This is a genomic window from Rhizorhabdus wittichii (assembly GCF_017607425.1).
In the GTDB taxonomy this organism is placed as follows: domain Bacteria; phylum Pseudomonadota; class Alphaproteobacteria; order Sphingomonadales; family Sphingomonadaceae; genus Rhizorhabdus; species Rhizorhabdus wittichii.
The window spans coordinates 3,217,583-3,236,643 of the sequence record NZ_CP059319.1 but is presented as its reverse complement, the minus strand read 5'-3'; the positions used below and the strand labels follow the sequence as shown (position 1 = coordinate 3,236,643).

Below are 19,061 nucleotides of genomic sequence, written 5' to 3'. Positions count from 1 at the left end.
ATGACCAACCGTCCCGCGCGCGCTGCCGCCATGCAGCGGCAGGAGAACGCGATCCAGCAGAACGTCCAGCGGATCGAGGAGGCGAAGGCCGCCGCGCCGCGCAGCGCCCTGCAGATGATGGCCGAGCGCCTCAACGTGCCGAGCACTGTCCTGAAAAGCACCCTCATGAACACCGTCTTCAAGGGCGCGAAGGACGACGAGTTCGTCGCGCTGGTGATCGTCGCCAACGAGTACCAGCTCAACCCGCTGACGAAGGAAATCTACGCCTTCCCGGCCAAGGGTGGCGGCATCGTGCCCGTCATCTCGGTCGATGGCTGGAACACGATCATGAACCGCCACCCGATGTTCGACGGGATCGAGTTCAACGACATCCCCGACGCCGACGGCAACCTGCTGGCGATCGAAAGCGTGATCTACCGGAAGGACCGGACCCGGCCGATCAAGGTCATCGAATATCTCGACGAGTGCAAACGCTCGACCGAGCCGTGGAAGATGATGCCGGCGCGCATGCTGCGGCATAAGGCGCTGATCCAGGGCGCGCGGCTCGCCTTCGGTTTCTCGGGCATCTACGACCAGGATGACGCGGAGGTCGGTGACATCGGCCCCGGCCTCTCACCAGGCCCCATGCCGATGCGCGACATCACGCCCCAGCGCGCGCCCGAGCCGCGCCAGACTTCCCGCCCGGCGATCGCCCACGATCCCGACACGGGCGAGATCGTCGAGAGCGAAGGGGAGACGGCCGCCCGCCTCGATCGCGAAGGCTATGCCGCGATGGAGGGCCGCGATCAGTCGCAGATGGGCGAGGCCCAGACCACCGTCGATGCGGCCGAGGCCATGATCGCGGAGATCGTCGCGCTGACCGAGGTGGCCGAGGTCAACGCCTACGTTCGCGACGCCGATTTCTCGCTGCTCGACGACGACCAGGCCTCGGCCGTGCGCGAGGCGGCGGCGGAGCATAGCGAGTTGATCATGCGGGCGAAGGCTGCGGCGACGAAGGAAGGGCGGTGATGGAATACGATGACCTTCCTCCCGAGCTGCTCAAACAACTGAGCAAGCGGACTGCCGAAGATCGGATCGCGGCGGTTATCGACAAGCCGATGGTGGTCGACGAAATTCTCATCGCGCTCTGGCGCAGGCATAAGGTCGCCTACAAGCGGCAGTTCATCGTTAACAAGCTGTATCGGATGGCGAATTCTGGCCGCATCGCTTCAGTCGATGGCCGGAAGGGCATGTATGAACCCGTGGACGCCCGCATCGAGGCGCTGAAGGGCGACCGGTGATGGATTGGGATCGCTTCAACGACCAGTTCCGCGAGACGCCATCGGAGCGCGCCGAACGGCTGCATCGCTCTCGTCGCCGCCAGCAGGCCGAATGTCAGCATGACTTTCAGGGCTGGCGAGAGTTTTCCGACGGTCGAGGGGGTGAGCGGGTCTGCACCAAGTGCGGCATGGGAGCGATGGCGCACACGCTGTCGCTGGACATATGACCCGCGCCCCCATTCCCCCCGCCTTCCGCGCCGCGCCGTTCGGCCCGATCGACCTGTACGCGGTCCAGCTCCGCATCTGGGCGGCGAAGCTGATCGTGCGCGCGCGGCGATATCCGGAGATTTTCCATGGGTGATCTCGCCGCCCTGTCGCTCGCTTGGCTGGCCTCGCCGGCCTATGTCGATCTCACCACCCGGCAGGCCGCGATCCTCGCCATCGTGTGCGACGAACCGGGCGTCCACACCGTGCGCGGGCTCGCCAAGCGCCTCGGCGTTTCCAAGCCCGTCATCACCCGCGCGCTGAACAGCTTCGGCTCGATGGGTCTGGTCCAGCGCGTGAAGGACGTAGACGATCGCCGTAGCATCTTCGCCGAGGCGACCGACGCCGGGCGGAGTGTGCGGGCAGCGATGCGGGGTCTGACGCATGATTGACCGCCTGGACCCCGCCACCGACCGCACCGTGCCCGCGACGGCGCAGTACCCCGGCATGACCCAGATCATCCGCGGAGGCCGCAGCTTCCAGGTCAGCGGCGTCGGCCCGGCGACCAAACAGATACTGGAACTTCACGCCAAGGCCGTGATGCTCGGCGAGGCGCTCCCGGATTACGGGCGGCGCTGGCCGGAGGTTGAGGAGCAATCAAAATGACCACCGACCCCACCCGCGCGGCGGAGATCGTCGTCCGTGCTGAGAAGGCGATTGCTCTTGGAAAGGCAACTGGTAGCGACGGGTCGCGCCTTCCGAGCAATATTTACGTCATCGCCGAAGAGCTTCTCGCCCTCGTGCAGCGCCCCACCGATACCGCGAGGGCGAGGGCCATTTGCTATCGTGATAGCCTTGGCCGAACGAAAGAGGCTCGCACGGCCGACGAGGTGCATGAAGCGTGGTCGACGATCACCGAGCACTCGAAAGTCTGGCCATACGCGAAGCGGTTTCTGTTCCGGATCGGATTGACTGATGAGCGCGGCAACGTCGTAACCGCCGATACCCCCTCGCCTGTAACGGATGAGACGGCACTGAGCGGGGAGGTTGAACGTTGTATTGTTCAGCTTGAGCGGTTGTCCGATTGGCTGCTGTCTAACGATCTCGACATGAAATTACCCGAAGAGATCGACGCCGATCCGCGCGACATCGCCAACTGGCTGCGATCCAAGGTTTGGACTGAGCGCGCTGCTGGTCAATGGCACCCCGGAGATGAAGCATGAAGACAATGCTCAGCGCTTTCCGCACGACTGTTTCGCGCGGCGGGGAAAAACCCAGCTACGAGATGGTGTTCAAGTTCGCCAGCATGGAAGACATGCACACGGCTGATCACGAGTGGCATGCCTACCGCGCCGCCCTCGCATCCACCCCACAACCGGCGGCAGCGGAGACAATCGAGCTGGCCGTAGCAGCCGAGCGCGAGCGGTGCGCGAAGATCGTTGAGAACGCTGATCTTGCGATCGGCATCGGCACCAACCTGCGACCGGCACTTGCCGCTTCGATCCGCCAGAGCGCGAAGGGCGGCGAGTGATGAGCATTTTATGTCGGATCGGATTGCACTGCTGGCAACGACTGTTCGAGGAACGTCTGTACGGCGATATCCGCCTCATGGCTGATTATCGTTATGTCGATCAGTGCACGCGCTGCGGTCGAAAATCCGAAATCTTAGGCAAGGACCGCCCCACCACCGGAGCCGACCAATGAGCGAAGAAAAGGCGCCCGACGTTGCGGCGGCCGTTTACGACAAGACGGGTCGCGAGATTCTCGTCGGCGACGTGCTGAAGGTGTTTCACTTCACCGAAGCGCGTCGGAAACGTCACTTCATGTACAAGCAAGTTGTCGACCGCATCGCGATCGGCCGTTCGCGTAAGGCGAACTATCTCTTCGTCAGCCATCTCGCCATGAAAGAGCGAGGACAGAAGGACGACGGCTACTATTTACCCCTGAATGGCCTCGTACTCGCTGACTACGAGATCGTTCAGGGCCTTGAGGCCAACTGGCATGACGGTCGTCCACGCGTCTCAGCCCTCCGCCAGCACCTCATGGAGAAGAACGATGTCCAGGGATGAGCAGGTCGAGGCGCGGGCGCGGGAGCTTGTCATGGCAGCTTATGCGGAAGCAGGCATGCAACCGCAGCCATGGTTCCTCCATGATGACCCGGCAAGTTTTCGGGGCAGCGATTATTTCCTATTCAAAGCCATCATCGAGGCCCTCCGAGGCGCTTCCGGCGGTGGGCTGGAGGAGACCGATTGCGAAACCTGTCAGGGGAATGGTGAGATCGTCCTCGATTGGGACGTTTACCTCCACCCGCCGGAGGATGCTCCCGCTGATGCTGGAGTTGCCGACTGCCCGGATTGCGATGGGACGGGGAAGGTCGATGCCCCCGACCACCCCGCAGAAAATGCAAAGTCCTCGGGCGAGGTGGATGAGGAGGAGGCTTACCAGATCGGCAAGCGTGACGGGTTCGAGGAAGCAGTTGCGCACATCGACCGCCTGACAGGGGGCGACGGTGAGTATTTCGCCAGCACGATCCCCGGTCGCGGATGTCCCGACCACGAGACGATGATCCGCGGCATTGTCGATCGATTCGAAGCCCAGCCGGGCGAGGTGGATGGATGGCAGCCGCGCATCGGCGATGAGGTCCGCGCGTCGGAACATTTCCTGATGAAATATGGCGAGTGGCGCGATCAGCCCTTGTGGGTGGCGGGCTTGCAAGCCTGCGACCGCGGCGGGATCAACGTCTCGGTTTCGGAAGATTGGCCCCGGAATAGCCGCTCCCTGGGGCTGACGGACGGCTTCTACATCAACAGGCATGGTCGTCCGAACGACCTTGTCCCAGCCGCCATCGCGCGCAGCGGCAATGGGGAGGGGTGATGCGACCTGTCACGAACACCCACGATGGGGACCTCGCCGCCGACCACGTCTATTTCCCCGATGAAGCCGCCGCGCGCCTCAAGATGGGCAAGGCCACCCTCATGAAGCACGTCGCCAATGGCGATGTCCGCGTGATCCTTGTCGGCCTCGGGAAAAAGCGAAAGCATGTTCGCTTCGCCGAATCGGACCTCCGCGCCTTCGAGGATAGCCGTCGATGTCAGTTTACTCCCGTAAGGGCTCGCCCTTCTTCCAATACGAGTTCGAGATCCAAGGTGCTCGATTTCGAGGATCTACGAAGGAAACTACGCGGCGAGCAGCCGAGCGCGCGGAAGCGCGGATCCGGGCGCAGGTCGAGGAAAGGCTGAAATCGGGCGCGTCGCCCAAGGAGGAAGTCGTCGAGATGACGCTGGGGTCCGCCGTCACCCGCTTCTGGCTGGAGAAAGCCCAGCACGAGAGCGATAGCCAGAGCGTCTGGTATCAGATGGAGAACCTGGTCGCGGGGCTGGGCAAGAACAAGCTCCTGTCCGAGATCAGCATGTCCGACCTCGCCGAATATCAGGCGCGCCGCCGCGGCCAGAAGACGCGCTTCGGCCGACTGCCCGCCAACCAGACCATAAATGCCGAGTGCCCCGATCTCATCCGCCGCATCTTCAACCGCGCCGAGAACGCCTGGTCCGATGAGGATTCAAGGGTGAACACGGGCGCGGCGAAGAAATGGGCCGAGCTCAAGCTGCGCCGGCCGAAGCCGCGCAAGCGCGAGCTGAGCGTCCAGGAGGAGGCGCGTCTCAACGAGCACCTCCGCGAGGACTATGCCGACGTGATCGAGTTCGCGATGCTGACCGGACTTCGCCGCGCCGCGCTCCTGCTGCGCTGGTCGCAGGTCGATCTCGACGCCGGCGTCATCACCTATGAGCGCAAGTCGCTGCACGACGACGATATAGGCTTCCTGCCGATCACCGCGCGCATGCGGGTGCTGCTGCTCGCCCAGAAGGGACGGAACGCGCATTGTGTCTGGACCTATGTCGCCAAGTCGACGCGCAATGGTCGGAAGCGGGGCAAGCGCTATCCGATCACCGAGGAGGGGCTCAAGTCGGCGATGCGGCGGGCGATCACAGGCGCCGGGATCACCGACTGGCGGGTCATCCACGACCTGCGCCACACCGCAGCCACGCGGACCCTGCGGGCGTCGAAGAACATCAAGGCGGTCCAGGGCATGCTCGGCCATTCCGACATCGCGTCGACCAGCCGCTACGCTCATGTTCTGTTGGAGGATGTGCGCGAGGCGATGGATGCAGCGAGTCCCCGCAAATCCCCCACAATCGTCAAATCTGCTAAACCGAAATCGGCCAGAAAGGCTTGAACTATATGACGAATTTCGAAAAACGCACCGCTGGTCCCAAACCAGATGCGCTACCAGCCTGCGCCACTCCCCGACGCGGGAACGCCTTAGGTTCCGGCCCCATTTTCCGCAAGCGATGATTGGCGGAACGGAAGCGAGCGGCATCGAACGGCAGGCGAGGGGAAACGAAAGTTCCGGAATGGTCCCGGACCCGTCTCCAGCCTTTGATGTATTCACGCATCGGCGATGAGGAGTGTGTATCTTATATGTATAAGAGCCTTGAAATCATCCAATCCGATGTGTATAAACATACTTATCGAAGGGGTGGGAGATGCGAAGCGCTGACGTCATCAAGAAGTTGGAGGCTGATGGTTGGAGAGAGGTACGGCAGAGCGGAAGTCACAAGCAGTTCCGCCACCCGACGAAGCCCGGCACCGTCACCGTGCCCCACCCGAAGAAGGAGATGACCACAGGGACGTTGAAAAGCATCGAAAAGCAGAGCGGAGTGGGGCTTCGGTAGTGGAGCCCGTCGCAATGAAGTGAGGCCAAGCATGACCACGATCTTCTATCCGGCCATCATCGAACGAGCGCCCGATGGCTATGGCGTGTTCTTTCCCGACCTGCCTGGATGCACCTCGGGCGGCCGCACCGTGCAGGAAGCCGCTCGCATGGCCGAGGAAGCGCTGGACGGGCATCTTCTCGTCACGGCCCAGCACGGCGAAACCTTGCCCGAGCCGTCCGAGCTTGATGCGGTCGAGCGTGATCCCGAGGTCGACGAGGTCGCCCGCATCCTGGTCCGCGCGCAGAAACCCGGCCGGGCCATTCGCATCAATATCACCATGGATGAGGGCCTGGTCGCACGGATCGACCGCGCATCGAAGAACCGTTCGCGGTTCATCGCCGATGCGGCGCGCATGGCGCTCGCGTCGACCGAAGCCTGAGCGTCAGCGCCCGGCGGCTGCCGCACAATCGCCTCAGGCGGCGGGGCGATGACAGCGCCGCCGCGCGCCGCTAAGCATCGGGCGGAAAGGTATCGCATGAAACTGTACAGCTATTTCCGCTCCTCGGCCGCCTATCGCGTCCGCATCGCGCTCAACCTCAAGGGCATCGCCGCCGAGCAGCAGGCGGTGCATCTGGTCAAGCCCGATCCGCTGCCCGCCTTCCGCCGCGACGTCAGCCCGCAGGGGCTGATCCCGGCGATCGAGGACGCGGACGGGCTGATCGTCCAGTCGGTCGCGATCATGGAATATCTGGAGGAACGCCAGCCCGATCCGCCGCTGCTGCCGCAGGGCCTGGCCGAGCGCGCCTATGTCCGCGCCGCGGCGCTGCTCGTCGCCTGCGACATCCATCCGCTCGCGAACCTGCGGGTGCTGCGCTACCTCAAGCGCGAGCTGGGCCACGACCAGGACGAGATCGACGCCTGGTATCGCCACTGGGTCGAGGACGGGCTCGGCCGGCTCGAGGCGTTCGTCGCCGGCAGCGGGCGGAACGGCCGCTTCATCCATGGCGACGCGCCGACCATGGCCGATTGCTGCCTGGTGCCGCAATTGTTCAACGCGCGGCGGCTGAACTGCGCGATCGATGCCTTCCCGACGCTGCTCGCCATCGACGCCGCGTGCGGCGAGCTGGAGGCGTTCCGCCAGGCGCATCCGTCGGTCCAGCCCGACGCCGAATGAGCGGGGCGGGGGCCGAGGCCGAGTGCGGCGCGGCGGCGATCCCGATCCTCGATCCGGCGGCGCTGGGACAGGCCGACTGGGGCGCGGCGGACCTGATCGTCCACGGATCGGCGCGGGCGGCGCTCGACGCGATGCCGGCCGGATCGGCGCATGTCGCGGTGACCAGCCCGCCCTATTTCGGCCAGCGCGACTATGGCGTCGCCGGCCAGATCGGGATCGAGCCGGACCCCGACGCCTATGTCGCGACGCTGGTCGCGGTGTTCCGCGCGCTGCGCCGGGTGCTGCGCGACGACGGGACGCTGTGGCTGAACCTCGGCGACAAATATGCGGGCGGCGCGCTGCTCGGCATGCCGTGGCGGGTCGCGCTGGCGCTGGTCGCGGACGGCTGGCGGCTCCGCTCCGACATCGTCTGGCACAAGCCCAACGCGATGCCGCATTCGAACAAGCGGCGGCCGACCCACGACCATGAATATGTCTTCCTGCTCTCCAAGACCGACGATTACCGCTACGACGCCGATGCGATCCGCGAGCCGCACCGCACCTTCGGCCCCGACAGCCGGATGCGCGGCGGGCGCGGCCATTTCGGCCGGCGCGGCGGCACCCCGGAACAGGGCAAGAATCGTGGCGATGCCAACCTCCATGACGGCCGCTGGGACCAGGCCTTCCACCCGCTCGGCCGCAACCGGCGCACCGTCTGGTCGGTGTCGCTCGGCAAATATCGCGACGCGCATTTCGCGGTCTTCCCGCCCGCGCTGATCACGCCCTGCATCCGCGCGGGCAGCCCGGAGGGCGGCGTCGTCCTCGATCCCTTCTTCGGCGCCGGCACGACCGGGCTGGTCGCGCGGGCCGAGGGCCGGCACTTCGTCGGGATCGAGCTCAACCCCGATTATTGCGCGATGGCGCGCGATCGCATCCTCGCGGGCGGATCGGCGCCGGCATAGTCTGAACAGACGATGCCGGCCGATCCGGCGCCCTGTAGTTTCGCTTCCATGCTGCCGGACATCGGCGGGTCAAGGAGAGCGAACGTCATGAAATTCTCGATCATCTACGAAGCGCAGATGGCGGACACGTCCCCCGAATCGGAGGTGCGCTGCTTCAACGAGATCGTCGAGCAGGTGATGCTCGCGGAACAGGTCGGCTTCGACAATGTCTGGTGCGTCGAGCACACCGCGCTGACCCAATATGCCCATATGTCGGCGCCGGAGACGATGCTCGCCTTCCTCGCCGGCAAGACCAGCCGGATCGGCATCGGCCATGGCGTCGTCTGCCTGCCGCCGGCGATGAACCATCCGGTCAAGGTGGCCGAGCGGATCGCCACCCTCGACATATTGTCGGGCGGGCGCGTCCATTTCGGCATGGGCAAGGGCGGCACCCAGCAGGAGGCCGGCACCTTCGGCTACGACCTGGCCGAGCTGCAGCCGATGATCGACGAGTCGATGTACCTGATCCCCAGGATCATGACGCAGGACGAGATCGAGCACGACGGCAAGTACATCAAGATCCCGCGCCGCCCGATCCACCCGAAGCCGCTGCAGACGCCGCACCCGCCGCTCTATTATGCCTGCACCCGCGAGGCGACGCTGGAGCTGGCCGGCAAGCGCGGCATCGGCGCGCTGGTGCTCGGCTTCTCGGGCCCCGAGGAGATCGCCCGCAAGAACGCCGTCTATCGCGAGAATTTCCGCAACCGGAAGGCCGAGGACCAGGTCGGCGTGGTGCCGACCGAGCATCTCGCCGCCTTCTGCGCGGCCTGCGTGCTCGACGACCGCGAGGAGGCGCGCCGCATCGGCCTGCGCGGCCAGCGCTTCTTTGCCGAGGCGATCGCCCACTGGTACCAGGGTGGCCCCAAGCCGTCGACCGACGACCTGTCGGCGGCGGAGCAGGAGGCCGCGTTGAACCAGGGCAAGGAAGCGGTCGTCGCCTATCTCTCCGAAGAGAAGATCACGATCGGCGACGAGCATACCAGCAACTATTCGGTCGCCGAGGATGCCTATGGCAATGCCGACGACTGCATCCGCTACGTGACCCGATTGCAGGAGGCCGGCGCCGACGAGGTGCTGTTCCTGTTCCAGATGGGCACGGTCCCGCACGCGTCGATCCTGGAGACGATCCGCAACATCGGCACCAAGGTGATCCCGCACTTCCGCGCCCAGGCGCAGCAGGCGGCGGTCGCCGCGGAATGAGCGGGGGCAGCTTCGAGGGCCAGGTCGCCCTCGTCACCGGCGGCGGATCGGGCATCGGCCGCGCCGCCGCCCGGCGCTTCGCCGCCGAGGGCGCCGCGGTGGTCGTCGCCGACCTGAACGGGGAAGGCGCCGCCGCCACGGCGGCGCTGATCCGGGAGGCCGGCGGCCGCGCGACCGTGGTCACCGCCGACGTCGCGAGCGAGGCCGACAACCAGGCGATGTTCGACGCCGCCGAGCGCGACTATGGCGGCATCGACCATGCCTTCCTCAACGCCGGCATGCTCCAGCCCTATATCCCGTTCGAGCAGGTGACGACGGCGCTGTTCGACAGGCTGATCGCGGTCAACCTGCGGGGCGCCTTCCTGGGGCTGCAACTCGCGCTCGCGCGGCTGCGGCCGGGCGGAGCCTGCGTCGTCACCGCCTCGGCGGCGGGCCTGATCGGCTTCTCCGAGGCGGCGGCCTATGCCACGTCGAAGCACGGCCTGGTCGGGCTGGTCCGCTCGGCGGCGCGCGCCTTCGCCGACAAGGGGCTGCGCGTGAACGCGGTCTGCCCCGGCATGGTGCTGACCCCGATGAACGGGATCGCGCAGGACGACGCGCTCGCCGAGGAGCTGTCGCATCCCGGCTATCGCGGCGGCCTTTCGGCGCAGCATATCGCCGAGGTCGCGCTGTTCCTGATGTCGAACCGCGCCGCGGGGGTCAACGGACAGGCGCAGCTCGTCGATTCGGCGCTGCTGTCGTCTTTCCCGCCGCTCGATCTTTAGCTCTGTTCCGGGTTAGATCGAGACATTGCCCCCCCGATGGTCATTCCCGCGAAAGCGGGAATCCACGGTCACGGCACATTCAGCCTCTTGGGGGCCTTTATCCATGGATTCCCGCTTTCGCGGGAATGACGGAAAGATGGGGAAACCGGCAGGATTCGATCAAATCCGGAAAGAATCTAGGTCAGGGCGCGGGGCGCGACAGGCTGGGCAGGCTCTGATGGACGAGCTGGACGAGCTGGCTCTGCCGCTTGACCCCGGTCTTGCCGAAGATCGAGCGCAGGTGCGCGCGCACGGTGTTGGCGGAGATGCCGAGCCGGGCCGCCACCTCGGCCGGCGCCAGCCCCTCGGCGAGATGCGCGGCCACCGCCGCCTCGCCCTGGGTCAGGCCGAGCAGGTCGCGGATCGCCTCGGCCGAGATGCGCGGCCCATGGGTCGGATCGGTCAGGAACAGCACCGCCGCCGGGCCGCCGCCCGCCGACACGAATTCGGGGGCCGGCGCCTGGCCGACCACCAGCAGCAGGTCGCCGGTGCCCGAGGGTCGCTCGATCCGCAGCGTCAGCGGGCCGTTCTCGTCGCTGCGGGCGAGGCGCGCCTGGAGCTGGCGGCCGATCTCGGCATCGTCGAAGGTCAGCGCGTCGCCGCGCAGCGCGATCCCGTCGCGCTCGGCCAGGATGGTCGAGGCCGGCGGATTGAGGCGCAGCACCTTGCCGCGCCGGTCGAGGATGATCACGCCGACCGCCATCTGGGCGACCGCGCCGGCATAGATGCGCTGCTCGGTCTCGCCCGCCGCCAGCCGCTCGAACAGCGCCAGCGCGATGCGGAGATGGGGGACCAGCGTCTCCAGCCGGCGGCGGTCGGCCGGTTCGAAGCGCGGCCGGTCGGCGGCGCGGGTCAGCCGCAGCCGCATCTCGAGCCGGCTCGCCTCGCCGATGTCGACGCCCAGAATCTCGTCGCTGGTCTGTTCGAGGAAGGCGCGGAAGGCGGTCTTGCGGTCGAGCGTGGTGGCCGGCACGAAATCGCGGAAGCGCGCGACCTTGCCCTCGGGCAGGCCGACGAACGGGTCCTCGGCGAACAGGCGGCTGTTATAGTCGGCGCCGACGCCGGGATCGGCGTTGGGGGTCAGGATCATGCCGGGCTGGTCGGCCTGGCGCGGGGTGAGGATCAGCGTGGCCCAGGTCGCGCCGGAGGCCTCGCCGAGCCGTTCGAGGAAGGCCGACCACGGCTCCTCGTCGAGCAGGCTGGCGAACAGCGCGGCGAGCACGCCGGGCATGTCGGGATATTCGTCGGGCGTCGGGTCCGGCATCAGGAGAGGGGAATAAAGTGATTGATCCGGTCTTGCAGCAAATGATTGAGGCGATGGCGGCAAGCGGCTTCGCCTTGCCCGACCCGCTCGAGGCGACGGCGATGCGCGCGCTGATGGACAATCCCTTCCCGACCGCGCCGATCGAGGTCGCCGAGGTGCGCGACGTGGAGGTTGACGGCGGCGCCGGCCCGATCGCGGCGCGGCTCTACCATCCCCGGCTGGGCGAGACGCTGCCGGTCGCGGTGCTGTTCCATGGCGGCGGCTGGGTGGTCGGCACGCTCGACACGCATGACGGCCTGGCCCGCGTGCTGGCGCGCGACGCGGGCTGCGCGGTGCTGTCGGTCGCCTATCGCCTCGCTCCCGAGCATCGCTTCCCCGCGCCGGTCGACGACTGCATCGCCGCGGTGAAGGGCTTGCCCGCCCGGGCGGCAGGCTTCGGCATTGACGCCGGCCGCCTCGCGCTGGTCGGCGACAGCGCCGGCGGCAACCTCGCCGCGGTGGCGGCGCTGGCGCTGCGCGGCGGCGCGGTCGCCCCCCGCGCGCAGGTGCTGTTCTACCCGGTGATCGACAACGACTTCACGACGCCGTCCTACCGCGCCAATGCCGCGGGCGGCCTGCTGACCAACGAGATGATGGCCTTCTTCTGGGATGCCTATCTCGGCGCGGCCGAGCCGCACGAGCTGGCGATGCCGATCCGCGCCGCCGACCTGACGGGCGTCGCCCCGGCGACGATCGTCCTCGCCGGCAACGATCCGCTCCATGACGAGGGCGCCGCCTATGCCGCTAAGCTGCGCGCGGCGGGGGTTCCCGTCGATCTGCACGACTTCGCCGGCGGCATCCACGGCTTCGCGAGCTTCTTCGGCATCGCCCCGATCGCCGACGAGGCGGTCGCCGTGGTGGCGGCGGCGCTGCGCAAGGCGCTTGGCTGATCTGGGGGAGGGGCGGCCGGATCGGCCGCCCCTGTCCAGGTTCAGCCCGGCTCGTTGGCGCGCACCGCGTCGGCCGCCGCCAGCCAGCCGAAGGTCATCGCCGGCCCCAGCGTGGCGCCCGCGCCCGGATAGGAATAGCCCATCACCGAGGCGGCGAGGTTGCCGACCGCATAGAGGCCGGGGATGGCGCCGCCGCCCTCCGACAGGACCCGGCCGGTGCCGTCGGTGACGAGGCCGCCATTGGTGCCGATGTCGCCGAGGTGGATCGGGATGGCGTAGAAGGGGGCCTTGGCGAGCGATCCGAGGGTCGGATTGGGCGCCACCCGCGGATCGCCGTAGAGCCGGTCATAGGCGGCGTCGCCCCGGCCGAAATCCTCGTCGCGGCCCTGCGCGACCATCGCGTTGAAGCGATCGACCGTCGCGCGCAGTTCCGCCGGATCGACCTTCATCTTCGCCGCCAGCGCTTCGATCGTCGGCGCCTTGACCAGCACCTTGCGCACCGCGGCGGACAGCATCCAGTCGGGGAACCCCGGGATCACCGGACCGGCCGGATAGCGCGCGCGGTAGCGGCCGTCGAACAGCAGCCAGCTCGGATCGGTGGCCGCGCCGGGCGCGCTCTTCGCCATCATCGCCTCGCCGAAGCGGTGGTAGGACAGCGCCTCGTTGGCGTAGCGGCGGCCCGCCTGGTTGACGATGATCGAATGGGGCAGCGCCCGCTCGACCGTCGACAGCCGGCCGCGATCTTCGCCGGGGATGCGGAACACCGGCGCCCACCAGGCCGAATCGAGGTTGCGCACCGCCGCGCCCAGCTTCTGCGCGGCGATCAGCGCGTCGCCCTCGTTGTTGATTTGCGATCCGCTCGCCTGCGGCTGGCGCGCGCCGGGCAGGTGCGCCGCGCGCATCGCCGCGTTGCGCTCGAACCCGCCGGCGGCGAGGATCACGCCGCGCCGCGCGCCGATCCGCAGCTCGCGCCCGCCGTGCCGCACGGTCGCGCCGGCGACCCGCCCCTTCTCCTCGATCAGGCCGAGCAGTGGGCTTTCCAGCCAGACCTCGGCCCCGGTCCGGTCGAGCGCCTTGCGAAGCTGGGCGAGCAGCGCGGTGCCGAGCGTCAGCCGCCGGTCGCGCGGGCTGCGCAGCCGCTGCGGGATGTCGAGCCAATAGCCCGCCATCACCTTGACGATCACCTTCATCCAGCCCTTCGGCCGGAACAGGACCATGTGGGTCTCGGCCAGCTTCCAGTTGATCCGGCCCCACAGGCTGGCGGCGGGCGAGGCGCGCTGCATCGTGTCGAACGCGGCGCGATCCATCGTCCGCGCGTCGACCTCGCCTGGCATCAGATGGGTGCGATAGCCTTCGCGGCTGCCCTCGGTCTCGGGGTAATAATCGGGGTAGGGCAGCGCGGCATAGTGGACGTCGGCCTCGCGCTCGACCCATTCGAGCATGCGGTGGGCATGGTCGACATAGGCGCGGATCTGCTCGTCGGTGACGTTGGGCGCGGTCAGCCGGCGGATATAGCCGAACGCCTCGTCGAGGTCGTCGGGATGGCCGGCCTGCGCGGCGAGATGGCTGCCCGGAATCCAGATGCCGCCGCCCGATGTGGCGGAGGTGCCGCCCCACAGCGCGCCCTTCTCGACCACCAGCACTTCGGCGCCCGCCCTGGCCGCGCGCAACGCCGCGACCAGCGCGCCCGCGCCGGTCCCGACCACCAGCAGGTCCACTTCCCGATCATATGCCATGTCCCCTCCGGTCCTCTTCTTCTATGCTGTGGCAGAATCTGCACTATGCGAAATTAAACGAACGTGTATCAACGCAAAGTGACAGATTCCAGTGGAATGATGATATGGTCTGCGTGGAGAGGATGCGGTGAACGACGACATTATCAAGCGCCTCGACCGACTCGAGTCGATCGATGCGATCCGCCAGCTCGCGGCGAAGTACAGCCTCGCGCTCGACATGCGCGACGCCGACGCCTGGGTCGGCCTGTTCCCCGAGGATGTGAAGGTCGGCAATGGCGAGACCGGCCGCGCCGCGCTGCGCGCCTGGTTCGACGACACGATGCGGCAGCAGTTCGACGGCACCTCGCACCATATCGGCGGCCATATCATCGAGTTCGACGATCCCGATCATGCACAGGGCGTCGTCTATTCCAAGAACGAGCATGAGACCGGGCCCGAATGGGTGATCATGCAGATGATCTACGTCGACCGCTATGAACGGATCGACGGCCGCTGGTATTTCCGCCGCCGCCTGCCGCTCTACTGGTACGCGACCGACCTCAACAAGCCGCCGATCGGCGGGCGCAAGATGCGCTGGCCGGGCCGCGAGCCCTATGAGGGCGGCTATCACGACTATTTCCCGTCGTGGAAGCGCTTCTGGGAACGCAGTGGCCCCGACGAGTCGCCGGTCGCGCCGCCCGCGCCGCTGGAGAGGTTCATCGAGACGATGCGCGGCGGCGCCGGCGCGCCGAAGGTGCGGGTGCGCTGATGCCGGCACCGACGTTGTTCGATCCCGTCGCGCTCGGCGCGCTGCGGCTGGCCAACCGCATCGTCATGGCGCCGATGACGCGCAGCCGCGCCGACGAGGGCGACCGCCCGACCGACCTCCATGTCGACTATTATGCCCAGCGCGCCGATGCCGGCCTGATCGTCAGCGAGGGCATCCACCCCTCGATCGTGGGCAAGGGCTATGCGCGCACTCCCGGCCTCTACGACGATTCGCAGGTCGCGGCCTGGCGCAGGGTGACCGACGCGGTCCACGCGCATGGCGGGGTGATCGTCGCGCAGCTCATGCATGTCGGGCGGATCGCGGCACAGGCGAACCGGCCGGCGGGCGTCGACGTCGTCGCCCCCTCGGCGATCGCGGCGAAGGCTAAGCTATGGACCCCCGCCGGAATGGCGGGGACGATGGCGCCGCGCGCGCTGGAGACGCAGGAGATCGCCGGCGTCGTGCAGGATTACGCGCTGGCCGCGGCCCGCGCGATCGCCGCCGGCTTCGACGGGGTCGAGCTCCACTGCACCTCGGGCTATCTGCCCGCCCAGTTCATGGCGACCGGCGCCAACCGGCGCACCGACCGCTATGGCGGGTCGGCCGCGAACCGCGTCCGCTTCGTCGTCGAGACGATCGAGGCGCTGGCGGGGCGGATCGGCGCGCGCCGGGTCGGCTTCCGCATCTGCCCCGGCAATCCCTTCAACGACCTGCACGACGACGACCCGGCGGAAACCCATGCGGCGCTGCTCGATGCGATCGGCGGGCTGGGCCTCGCTTATTGCCACCTGATCGAGATGGCGACGCCGCAGGCCGTCGACCATCGCGCGCTTGCCGCCGCGCATTGGCGCGGGCCGCTGATCCTCAACGACAGCCTCGACCGGGCGAAGGCCGAGACACTGGTCGGCGCGGGCATCGCCGACGCTGCCTCCTTCGGCCGGCCGTTCATCGGCAATCCCGACCTGGTGGCGCGCTTCCGCGACGGCCATCCGCTGGCCGGCTTCGACCCGACGACGCTCTATGCCGAAGGGGCGACGGGCTATACCGACTATCCCGCCTATCGCGCCTGATCAGGCGACGATCACCGGACGGTCGATCGCGCAGAAGCTGTGGACGAGCAGCGGATGGACCAGGAATTCGGTATATTCCGGGTCGAACCAGCGCTCGACATGGGCCCAATGCGCCGGGTGCATCATATAGGCGCCCTCCAGCCCCGCCCGATCGGCATATTCCTGTTCCCAGACATGGGTCCAGCCGTGCAGCCCGCTCGCCTCGTCGGCGGTGGCGAGCTGCCAGCGGCGGATCGAGCGGATCGCGCGGGGCATGGCGGCGGTCTGCGCGCCGAAGGCGGCGAGCCGCTCCGGCGTCGGGTCGATCGCGGCGCGGAACAGCGCGACGCGGTAGAGGCCGCCGCCGTCGACCGGCCCGCCGACCGCGCCGCTCGCATAGCCGACCGCGTCGAGATGGGTGGTGGCCGCCGGATCGGCGAGCAGCTTGGCGGCCGGGGCCCAGGCGTCGCTGTCCAGCGCCGCGTCGCAGGCCGCGCGGTCGGCGAAGCTCGCGCGCCAGATCGCGTCGCCGCCATTGTAGACGCCGGGCAGGGTGGGCGCGAACAGCAGCGCTTCGGCGCCGATCGCCGCGCTCGCCTCGGCGATGACGGCCATCGCCGCGTCGCGGCGGTCGGGGGCGAAGGTCGGGATCAGCAGCCGGTTATACATTGGCGAGCGCCTCCAGCGCCTCGGCGGGGGCATAGGTGCCGCGCCTGCGCGACAGGATGAAGGGCGGGGCCTGCTCGTTCCACCAGCGGGCGACCTCCGCATCGCCGCGCGCGCGGTGCTTGGCGGCCCAGACCGCGCCGGCATGGTCGGCCTGCCAGACCAGCAGCAGCCGGTTGGGCGCGTCGTCGAGCCACATCGCGGGCTCGACCATGCGATGCACCAGCGTCAGCCCGCGCGCCTCGTTGCCCGGCGCATAGTGGGTCATATAGGCGTCGAGGAACGCCGCCCCCATGCCGGGCCGGGTCTCCACCTCGTCGACGATCCAGATCATGCGAGCGTCTCGTCGACGGCGAGCAGCAGCTTGCCCCGGACATGGCCGTCGGCGACGCGGCGCTGCGCTTCGCCCGCCTCGGCGAGCGGCAGGACGTCGATCCGCGGCGGCCGGATGCGGCCGGCGGCGAGCGCCTCCACCAGCGCATTGAGCTGGCGCTCCTGCCGCTCGAAGCTGGCGACGGTGGGGAGGATGCGGACGCCGCGCTCGGCGGCGCGCGCCGGATCGGGCATCGGCTCGTCGGCGATCAGCGTGCCGATCGGCGCGACGATGCCGCCGGGGCGGACCATCTCGATCGAATCGAGCAGGCTGCCCTGCCCGACCGTGTCGACCACCAGGTCGACCCCCTCGGGCGCCCAGGCAGCGACCGCCTCGCGGACCCCGCCCCGGCGATAGTCGATCGCGAGGTCGGCGCCGAGGCCGCGGACATAATCGAGATTGGCGGGGCCGCAGGTCGCCGCGACCTTCGCGCCCGCCATATGGGCGAGCTGCACCGCGAAGCCGCCGGTGCCGCCCGCGCCGCCGTTGACCAGCACGTGCTGGCCCGCCGTCGCGCCGCCGACGTCGAACACCGCTTCCCAGGCGGTGATCGCCGCGGTCGGCAGCGCCGCTGCGTCGCGGAGCGAGACATGGTCGGGCAGCTTCACCACCCGCTCGCGGTCCGACCGGACATATTGCGCATAGGAGCCGCGCTCGCCCTTGCCCTGGTTGGAGGCGGTGACGACGCGGTCGCCGACCGCGAGGCCGGCCACGCCTGCGCCGACCTCGGCGACGATGCCGGCGGCGTCGAAGCCGACGACGAAGGGGAAGGCATAGTCGAAATAGCGCGACAGCCAGCCCTCGCGCGCCTTCCAGTCGGCGGGATTGACCCCGGCATAGGCGACCTGGACGACGACCTGGCCCGGCTCCGCGCGCGGCCGTTCGATCGTCGCGAGCTCGAGCACCTCGGGGCCGCCGAAGCGATTCAGGACCATCGCCTCCATGGTCGAATCGGGCATCGTCTCATTCCTCTCCGTATCGCTTATTTCGCAATATTGTGACGATATGAAAACGCAAATGCAAAGGTAAAGTCTTATTCTGCTACATGATGCGTTGTGCAACCTTGCATCGGGCGGCGTCTCATATTAGCCAGTGGCCGACCGCCGGAGAGCGGCCGCGAGAGGAGGCGCCGATGTTCGACTTCACAGGCAAGGCCGTGCTCGTCACGGGCGGCGGCGCCGGCATCGGCCGCGCCACGGCGGAGGCGTTCAAGGCGGCCGGCGCGCGGGTCGCGACGATCGAGATCGATCCCGTCCGGGCCGAGGAGGCGCGCGCCGCGCTGGGCGACGACGCGCTGGTCGTCGTCGGCGACGTGACCGACGCGGCGGCGGTCGCCGACCTCGCCGCGCAGGTCGACGCGGCGTTCGGCGGGCTCGATGTCCTCGTCAACAATGTCGGCGACTTCCTGATGCTTGCCAAGCCGTTCGACCAGCTTTCGGATGCCGAGATCGCACGGCTCTACGCGACCAACCTGGGCCAGGTGTTCGGCGTCACCAGGGCGATGATCCCGCTGCTGCGGCGCAAGGGCGCGGGCGGCAGCATCGTCTCGGTCTCCTCGATCGAGGGGTTTCGCGGCATCCCCAACTGCGCGGTCTACGCCGCGTGCAAGGCGGGGCTGACCGGCTTCACCCAGAGCCTGGCGCTCGAGCTTGGCCCCGGGGGCATCCGCGTCAACCTGATCGCGCCCGAGACGACCGACACGCCGCAGGTGCCGGTGTCGCTGATGATCCCGGAGGAGCATCGCCGGCACATCCAGAACTGGATTCCGCTCGGCCGCTTCGGCACGCCGCAGGACATGGCCTCGGGCATCCTGTTCCTGGCGAGCCCGCACGCGGCCTGGATCACCGGCACCGCGCTCCACATCGACGGCGGCGCGCTGGCGGCGGCGGGCTGGTACCGCGATCCGCGCGGCACCTGGACCAACCTGCCGGTGCTGTCCGGCAACGGCCTCGATTTCTGAT

27 protein-coding genes are annotated in these 19,061 nt (G+C 68.2%); 22 read left to right on the top strand and 5 right to left on the bottom strand.

The genetic code is table 11. The annotated features are described in order from the left end of the window. The 18 genes from HRJ34_RS29630 (at window position 1) to HRJ34_RS15295 (ending at window position 10,296) form a co-directional block, all read left to right on the top strand. A complete protein-coding gene (locus HRJ34_RS29630; RefSeq protein WP_226948802.1) occupies window positions 1-1,008 on the top strand; it encodes a recombinase RecT in 1,008 nt (335 codons plus the stop codon). Further along, window positions 1,008-1,280, top strand: a complete 273-nt coding sequence (locus tag HRJ34_RS15375) for a hypothetical protein (RefSeq protein ID WP_157783552.1) — start codon at window positions 1,008-1,010, stop codon at window positions 1,278-1,280. The genes HRJ34_RS29630 and HRJ34_RS15375 overlap by 1 nt, the downstream gene beginning before the upstream one ends. Continuing rightward, complete coding sequence (locus tag HRJ34_RS15370; RefSeq protein WP_208631715.1) at window positions 1,280-1,486, top strand: hypothetical protein; 207 nt, start codon at window positions 1,280-1,282, stop codon at window positions 1,484-1,486. Before HRJ34_RS15375 ends, HRJ34_RS15370 begins: the two co-directional genes overlap by 1 nt. Then, on the top strand, window positions 1,483-1,620 hold the full coding sequence (locus HRJ34_RS15365) for a hypothetical protein (RefSeq protein WP_208631714.1): 138 nt from the start codon (window positions 1,483-1,485) through the stop codon (window positions 1,618-1,620). Before HRJ34_RS15370 ends, HRJ34_RS15365 begins: the two co-directional genes overlap by 4 nt. After that, on the top strand, window positions 1,613-1,915 hold the full coding sequence (locus tag HRJ34_RS15360) for a MarR family winged helix-turn-helix transcriptional regulator (protein ID WP_208631713.1): 303 nt from the start codon (window positions 1,613-1,615) through the stop codon (window positions 1,913-1,915). Before HRJ34_RS15365 ends, HRJ34_RS15360 begins: the two co-directional genes overlap by 8 nt. Further along, complete coding sequence (locus tag HRJ34_RS15355) at window positions 1,908-2,129, top strand: hypothetical protein (RefSeq protein ID WP_208631712.1); 222 nt, start codon at window positions 1,908-1,910, stop codon at window positions 2,127-2,129. Before HRJ34_RS15360 ends, HRJ34_RS15355 begins: the two co-directional genes overlap by 8 nt. Beyond that, window positions 2,126-2,686, top strand: a complete 561-nt coding sequence (locus HRJ34_RS15350) for a hypothetical protein (protein ID WP_208631711.1) — start codon at window positions 2,126-2,128, stop codon at window positions 2,684-2,686. Before HRJ34_RS15355 ends, HRJ34_RS15350 begins: the two co-directional genes overlap by 4 nt. Next, window positions 2,683-2,994, top strand: coding sequence for a hypothetical protein (locus HRJ34_RS15345; protein WP_208631710.1), 312 nt, complete (start codon window positions 2,683-2,685; stop codon window positions 2,992-2,994). Before HRJ34_RS15350 ends, HRJ34_RS15345 begins: the two co-directional genes overlap by 4 nt. A 169-nt stretch (window positions 2,995-3,163) precedes the next feature. After that, the gene (locus HRJ34_RS15340) at window positions 3,164-3,532 is read left to right on the top strand and encodes a hypothetical protein (protein WP_208631709.1); all 369 of its coding nucleotides are present in this window, start codon (window positions 3,164-3,166) and stop codon (window positions 3,530-3,532) included. Next, window positions 3,519-4,337 carry a hypothetical protein gene (locus tag HRJ34_RS15335; protein WP_208631708.1) on the top strand — a complete coding sequence of 273 codons (819 nt, stop codon included), beginning with the start codon at window positions 3,519-3,521 and terminating at the stop codon, window positions 4,335-4,337. The genes HRJ34_RS15340 and HRJ34_RS15335 overlap by 14 nt, the downstream gene beginning before the upstream one ends. Next, window positions 4,337-4,702, top strand: coding sequence for a helix-turn-helix domain-containing protein (locus HRJ34_RS15330; protein ID WP_208631707.1), 366 nt, complete (start codon window positions 4,337-4,339; stop codon window positions 4,700-4,702). The genes HRJ34_RS15335 and HRJ34_RS15330 overlap by 1 nt, the downstream gene beginning before the upstream one ends. A 35-nt stretch (window positions 4,703-4,737) precedes the next feature. Beyond that, the gene (locus HRJ34_RS15325; RefSeq protein WP_208631706.1) at window positions 4,738-5,697 is read left to right on the top strand and encodes a tyrosine-type recombinase/integrase; all 960 of its coding nucleotides are present in this window, start codon (window positions 4,738-4,740) and stop codon (window positions 5,695-5,697) included. 310 nt (window positions 5,698-6,007) lie between these two features. Further along, on the top strand, window positions 6,008-6,196 hold the full coding sequence (locus HRJ34_RS15320; RefSeq protein WP_208631705.1) for a type II toxin-antitoxin system HicA family toxin: 189 nt from the start codon (window positions 6,008-6,010) through the stop codon (window positions 6,194-6,196). A gap of 31 nt (window positions 6,197-6,227) precedes the next feature. Next, a complete protein-coding gene (locus HRJ34_RS15315; protein ID WP_208631704.1) occupies window positions 6,228-6,617 on the top strand; it encodes a type II toxin-antitoxin system HicB family antitoxin in 390 nt (129 codons plus the stop codon). A 96-nt stretch (window positions 6,618-6,713) separates the two neighbouring features. Then, window positions 6,714-7,352 carry a maleylacetoacetate isomerase gene (gene maiA / locus HRJ34_RS15310; RefSeq protein WP_208631703.1) on the top strand — a complete coding sequence of 213 codons (639 nt, stop codon included), beginning with the start codon at window positions 6,714-6,716 and terminating at the stop codon, window positions 7,350-7,352. Beyond that, window positions 7,349-8,293, top strand: coding sequence for a DNA-methyltransferase (locus tag HRJ34_RS15305; RefSeq protein ID WP_208631702.1), 945 nt, complete (start codon window positions 7,349-7,351; stop codon window positions 8,291-8,293). Before maiA ends, HRJ34_RS15305 begins: the two co-directional genes overlap by 4 nt. Window positions 8,294-8,380: 87 nt before the next feature. After that, the gene (locus HRJ34_RS15300; RefSeq protein WP_012049544.1) at window positions 8,381-9,532 is read left to right on the top strand and encodes an LLM class flavin-dependent oxidoreductase; all 1,152 of its coding nucleotides are present in this window, start codon (window positions 8,381-8,383) and stop codon (window positions 9,530-9,532) included. Continuing rightward, window positions 9,529-10,296, top strand: a complete 768-nt coding sequence (locus HRJ34_RS15295) for an SDR family NAD(P)-dependent oxidoreductase (protein WP_029992994.1) — start codon at window positions 9,529-9,531, stop codon at window positions 10,294-10,296. Before HRJ34_RS15300 ends, HRJ34_RS15295 begins: the two co-directional genes overlap by 4 nt. 181 nt (window positions 10,297-10,477) lie before the next feature. Here HRJ34_RS15295 and HRJ34_RS15290 read toward each other — a convergent pair whose 3' ends face one another. Beyond that, window positions 10,478-11,599, bottom strand: a complete 1,122-nt coding sequence (locus HRJ34_RS15290; RefSeq protein WP_012049546.1) for a helix-turn-helix transcriptional regulator — start codon at window positions 11,597-11,599, stop codon at window positions 10,478-10,480. A gap of 41 nt (window positions 11,600-11,640) precedes the next feature. Between HRJ34_RS15290 and HRJ34_RS15285 the strand changes: the two genes are divergently transcribed. Further along, the gene (locus HRJ34_RS15285; protein WP_208634375.1) at window positions 11,641-12,528 is read left to right on the top strand and encodes an alpha/beta hydrolase; all 888 of its coding nucleotides are present in this window, start codon (window positions 11,641-11,643) and stop codon (window positions 12,526-12,528) included. Between the two features lie 41 nt (window positions 12,529-12,569). Here the strand turns inward: HRJ34_RS15285 and HRJ34_RS15280 are convergent, their stop codons facing one another. Then, window positions 12,570-14,264, bottom strand: coding sequence for an FAD-dependent oxidoreductase (locus tag HRJ34_RS15280; RefSeq protein WP_208631701.1), 1,695 nt, complete (start codon window positions 14,262-14,264; stop codon window positions 12,570-12,572). Window positions 14,265-14,391: 127 nt separating this feature from the next. On the opposite strand from HRJ34_RS15280, the gene HRJ34_RS15275 reads away from it, so the two are divergent. Both HRJ34_RS15275 and HRJ34_RS15270 read left to right on the top strand, forming a co-directional pair. Continuing rightward, window positions 14,392-15,012: a nuclear transport factor 2 family protein gene (locus tag HRJ34_RS15275; protein WP_029992998.1), complete on the top strand. Its 621-nt coding sequence runs from the start codon at window positions 14,392-14,394 to the stop codon at window positions 15,010-15,012. Further along, a complete protein-coding gene (locus HRJ34_RS15270) occupies window positions 15,012-16,082 on the top strand; it encodes an alkene reductase (protein ID WP_016746545.1) in 1,071 nt (356 codons plus the stop codon). Before HRJ34_RS15275 ends, HRJ34_RS15270 begins: the two co-directional genes overlap by 1 nt. Here HRJ34_RS15270 and HRJ34_RS15265 read toward each other — a convergent pair whose 3' ends face one another. Genes HRJ34_RS15265 through HRJ34_RS15255 form a run of 3 tightly spaced genes read right to left on the bottom strand, consistent with a single transcriptional unit; the run spans window position 16,083 to window position 18,059 of the window. Then, window positions 16,083-16,730 (bottom strand): Dabb family protein, encoded by a 648-nt coding sequence (locus HRJ34_RS15265; RefSeq protein WP_208631700.1) that lies wholly within the window; start codon window positions 16,728-16,730, stop codon window positions 16,083-16,085. Continuing rightward, window positions 16,723-17,061: a hypothetical protein gene (locus HRJ34_RS15260; RefSeq protein ID WP_208631699.1), complete on the bottom strand. Its 339-nt coding sequence runs from the start codon at window positions 17,059-17,061 to the stop codon at window positions 16,723-16,725. The genes HRJ34_RS15265 and HRJ34_RS15260 overlap by 8 nt, the downstream gene beginning before the upstream one ends. Continuing rightward, on the bottom strand, window positions 17,058-18,059 hold the full coding sequence (locus tag HRJ34_RS15255; RefSeq protein WP_208631698.1) for an NADP-dependent oxidoreductase: 1,002 nt from the start codon (window positions 18,057-18,059) through the stop codon (window positions 17,058-17,060). The genes HRJ34_RS15260 and HRJ34_RS15255 overlap by 4 nt, the downstream gene beginning before the upstream one ends. A gap of 173 nt (window positions 18,060-18,232) precedes the next feature. Here HRJ34_RS15255 and HRJ34_RS15250 point away from each other — a divergent pair, with 173 nt between their 5' ends. After that, a complete protein-coding gene (locus HRJ34_RS15250; RefSeq protein WP_208631697.1) occupies window positions 18,233-19,060 on the top strand; it encodes an SDR family NAD(P)-dependent oxidoreductase in 828 nt (275 codons plus the stop codon). Window position 19,061: the final 1 nt, after the last annotated feature.

Bases quoted from the DNA above. Each gene is read 5' to 3' on its own strand.
- HRJ34_RS29630 (WP_226948802.1), top strand. From the start codon at position 1: ATGACCAACCGTCCCGCGCGCGCTGCCGCCATGCAGCGGCAGGAGAAC.
- HRJ34_RS15375 (WP_157783552.1), top strand. From the start codon at position 1,008: ATGGAATACGATGACCTTCCTCCCGAGCTGCTCAAACAACTGAGCAAG.
- HRJ34_RS15370 (WP_208631715.1), top strand. From the start codon at position 1,280: ATGGATTGGGATCGCTTCAACGACCAGTTCCGCGAGACGCCATCGGAG.
- HRJ34_RS15365 (WP_208631714.1), top strand. From the start codon at position 1,483: ATGACCCGCGCCCCCATTCCCCCCGCCTTCCGCGCCGCGCCGTTCGGC.
- HRJ34_RS15360 (WP_208631713.1), top strand. From the start codon at position 1,613: ATGGGTGATCTCGCCGCCCTGTCGCTCGCTTGGCTGGCCTCGCCGGCC.
- HRJ34_RS15355 (WP_208631712.1), top strand. From the start codon at position 1,908: ATGATTGACCGCCTGGACCCCGCCACCGACCGCACCGTGCCCGCGACG.
- HRJ34_RS15350 (WP_208631711.1), top strand. From the start codon at position 2,126: ATGACCACCGACCCCACCCGCGCGGCGGAGATCGTCGTCCGTGCTGAG.
- HRJ34_RS15345 (WP_208631710.1), top strand. From the start codon at position 2,683: ATGAAGACAATGCTCAGCGCTTTCCGCACGACTGTTTCGCGCGGCGGG.
- HRJ34_RS15340 (WP_208631709.1), top strand. From the start codon at position 3,164: ATGAGCGAAGAAAAGGCGCCCGACGTTGCGGCGGCCGTTTACGACAAG.
- HRJ34_RS15335 (WP_208631708.1), top strand. From the start codon at position 3,519: ATGTCCAGGGATGAGCAGGTCGAGGCGCGGGCGCGGGAGCTTGTCATG.
- HRJ34_RS15330 (WP_208631707.1), top strand. From the start codon at position 4,337: ATGCGACCTGTCACGAACACCCACGATGGGGACCTCGCCGCCGACCAC.
- HRJ34_RS15325 (WP_208631706.1), top strand. From the start codon at position 4,738: ATGACGCTGGGGTCCGCCGTCACCCGCTTCTGGCTGGAGAAAGCCCAG.
- HRJ34_RS15320 (WP_208631705.1), top strand. From the start codon at position 6,008: ATGCGAAGCGCTGACGTCATCAAGAAGTTGGAGGCTGATGGTTGGAGA.
- HRJ34_RS15315 (WP_208631704.1), top strand. From the start codon at position 6,228: ATGACCACGATCTTCTATCCGGCCATCATCGAACGAGCGCCCGATGGC.
- maiA (WP_208631703.1), top strand. From the start codon at position 6,714: ATGAAACTGTACAGCTATTTCCGCTCCTCGGCCGCCTATCGCGTCCGC.
- HRJ34_RS15305 (WP_208631702.1), top strand. From the start codon at position 7,349: ATGAGCGGGGCGGGGGCCGAGGCCGAGTGCGGCGCGGCGGCGATCCCG.
- HRJ34_RS15300 (WP_012049544.1), top strand. From the start codon at position 8,381: ATGAAATTCTCGATCATCTACGAAGCGCAGATGGCGGACACGTCCCCC.
- HRJ34_RS15295 (WP_029992994.1), top strand. From the start codon at position 9,529: ATGAGCGGGGGCAGCTTCGAGGGCCAGGTCGCCCTCGTCACCGGCGGC.
- HRJ34_RS15290 (WP_012049546.1), bottom strand. From the start codon at position 11,599: ATGCCGGACCCGACGCCCGACGAATATCCCGACATGCCCGGCGTGCTC.
- HRJ34_RS15285 (WP_208634375.1), top strand. From the start codon at position 11,641: ATGATTGAGGCGATGGCGGCAAGCGGCTTCGCCTTGCCCGACCCGCTC.
- HRJ34_RS15280 (WP_208631701.1), bottom strand. From the start codon at position 14,264: ATGGCATATGATCGGGAAGTGGACCTGCTGGTGGTCGGGACCGGCGCG.
- HRJ34_RS15270 (WP_016746545.1), top strand. From the start codon at position 15,012: ATGCCGGCACCGACGTTGTTCGATCCCGTCGCGCTCGGCGCGCTGCGG.
- HRJ34_RS15265 (WP_208631700.1), bottom strand. From the start codon at position 16,730: ATGTATAACCGGCTGCTGATCCCGACCTTCGCCCCCGACCGCCGCGAC.
- HRJ34_RS15260 (WP_208631699.1), bottom strand. From the start codon at position 17,061: ATGATCTGGATCGTCGACGAGGTGGAGACCCGGCCCGGCATGGGGGCG.
- HRJ34_RS15255 (WP_208631698.1), bottom strand. From the start codon at position 18,059: ATGCCCGATTCGACCATGGAGGCGATGGTCCTGAATCGCTTCGGCGGC.
- HRJ34_RS15250 (WP_208631697.1), top strand. From the start codon at position 18,233: ATGTTCGACTTCACAGGCAAGGCCGTGCTCGTCACGGGCGGCGGCGCC.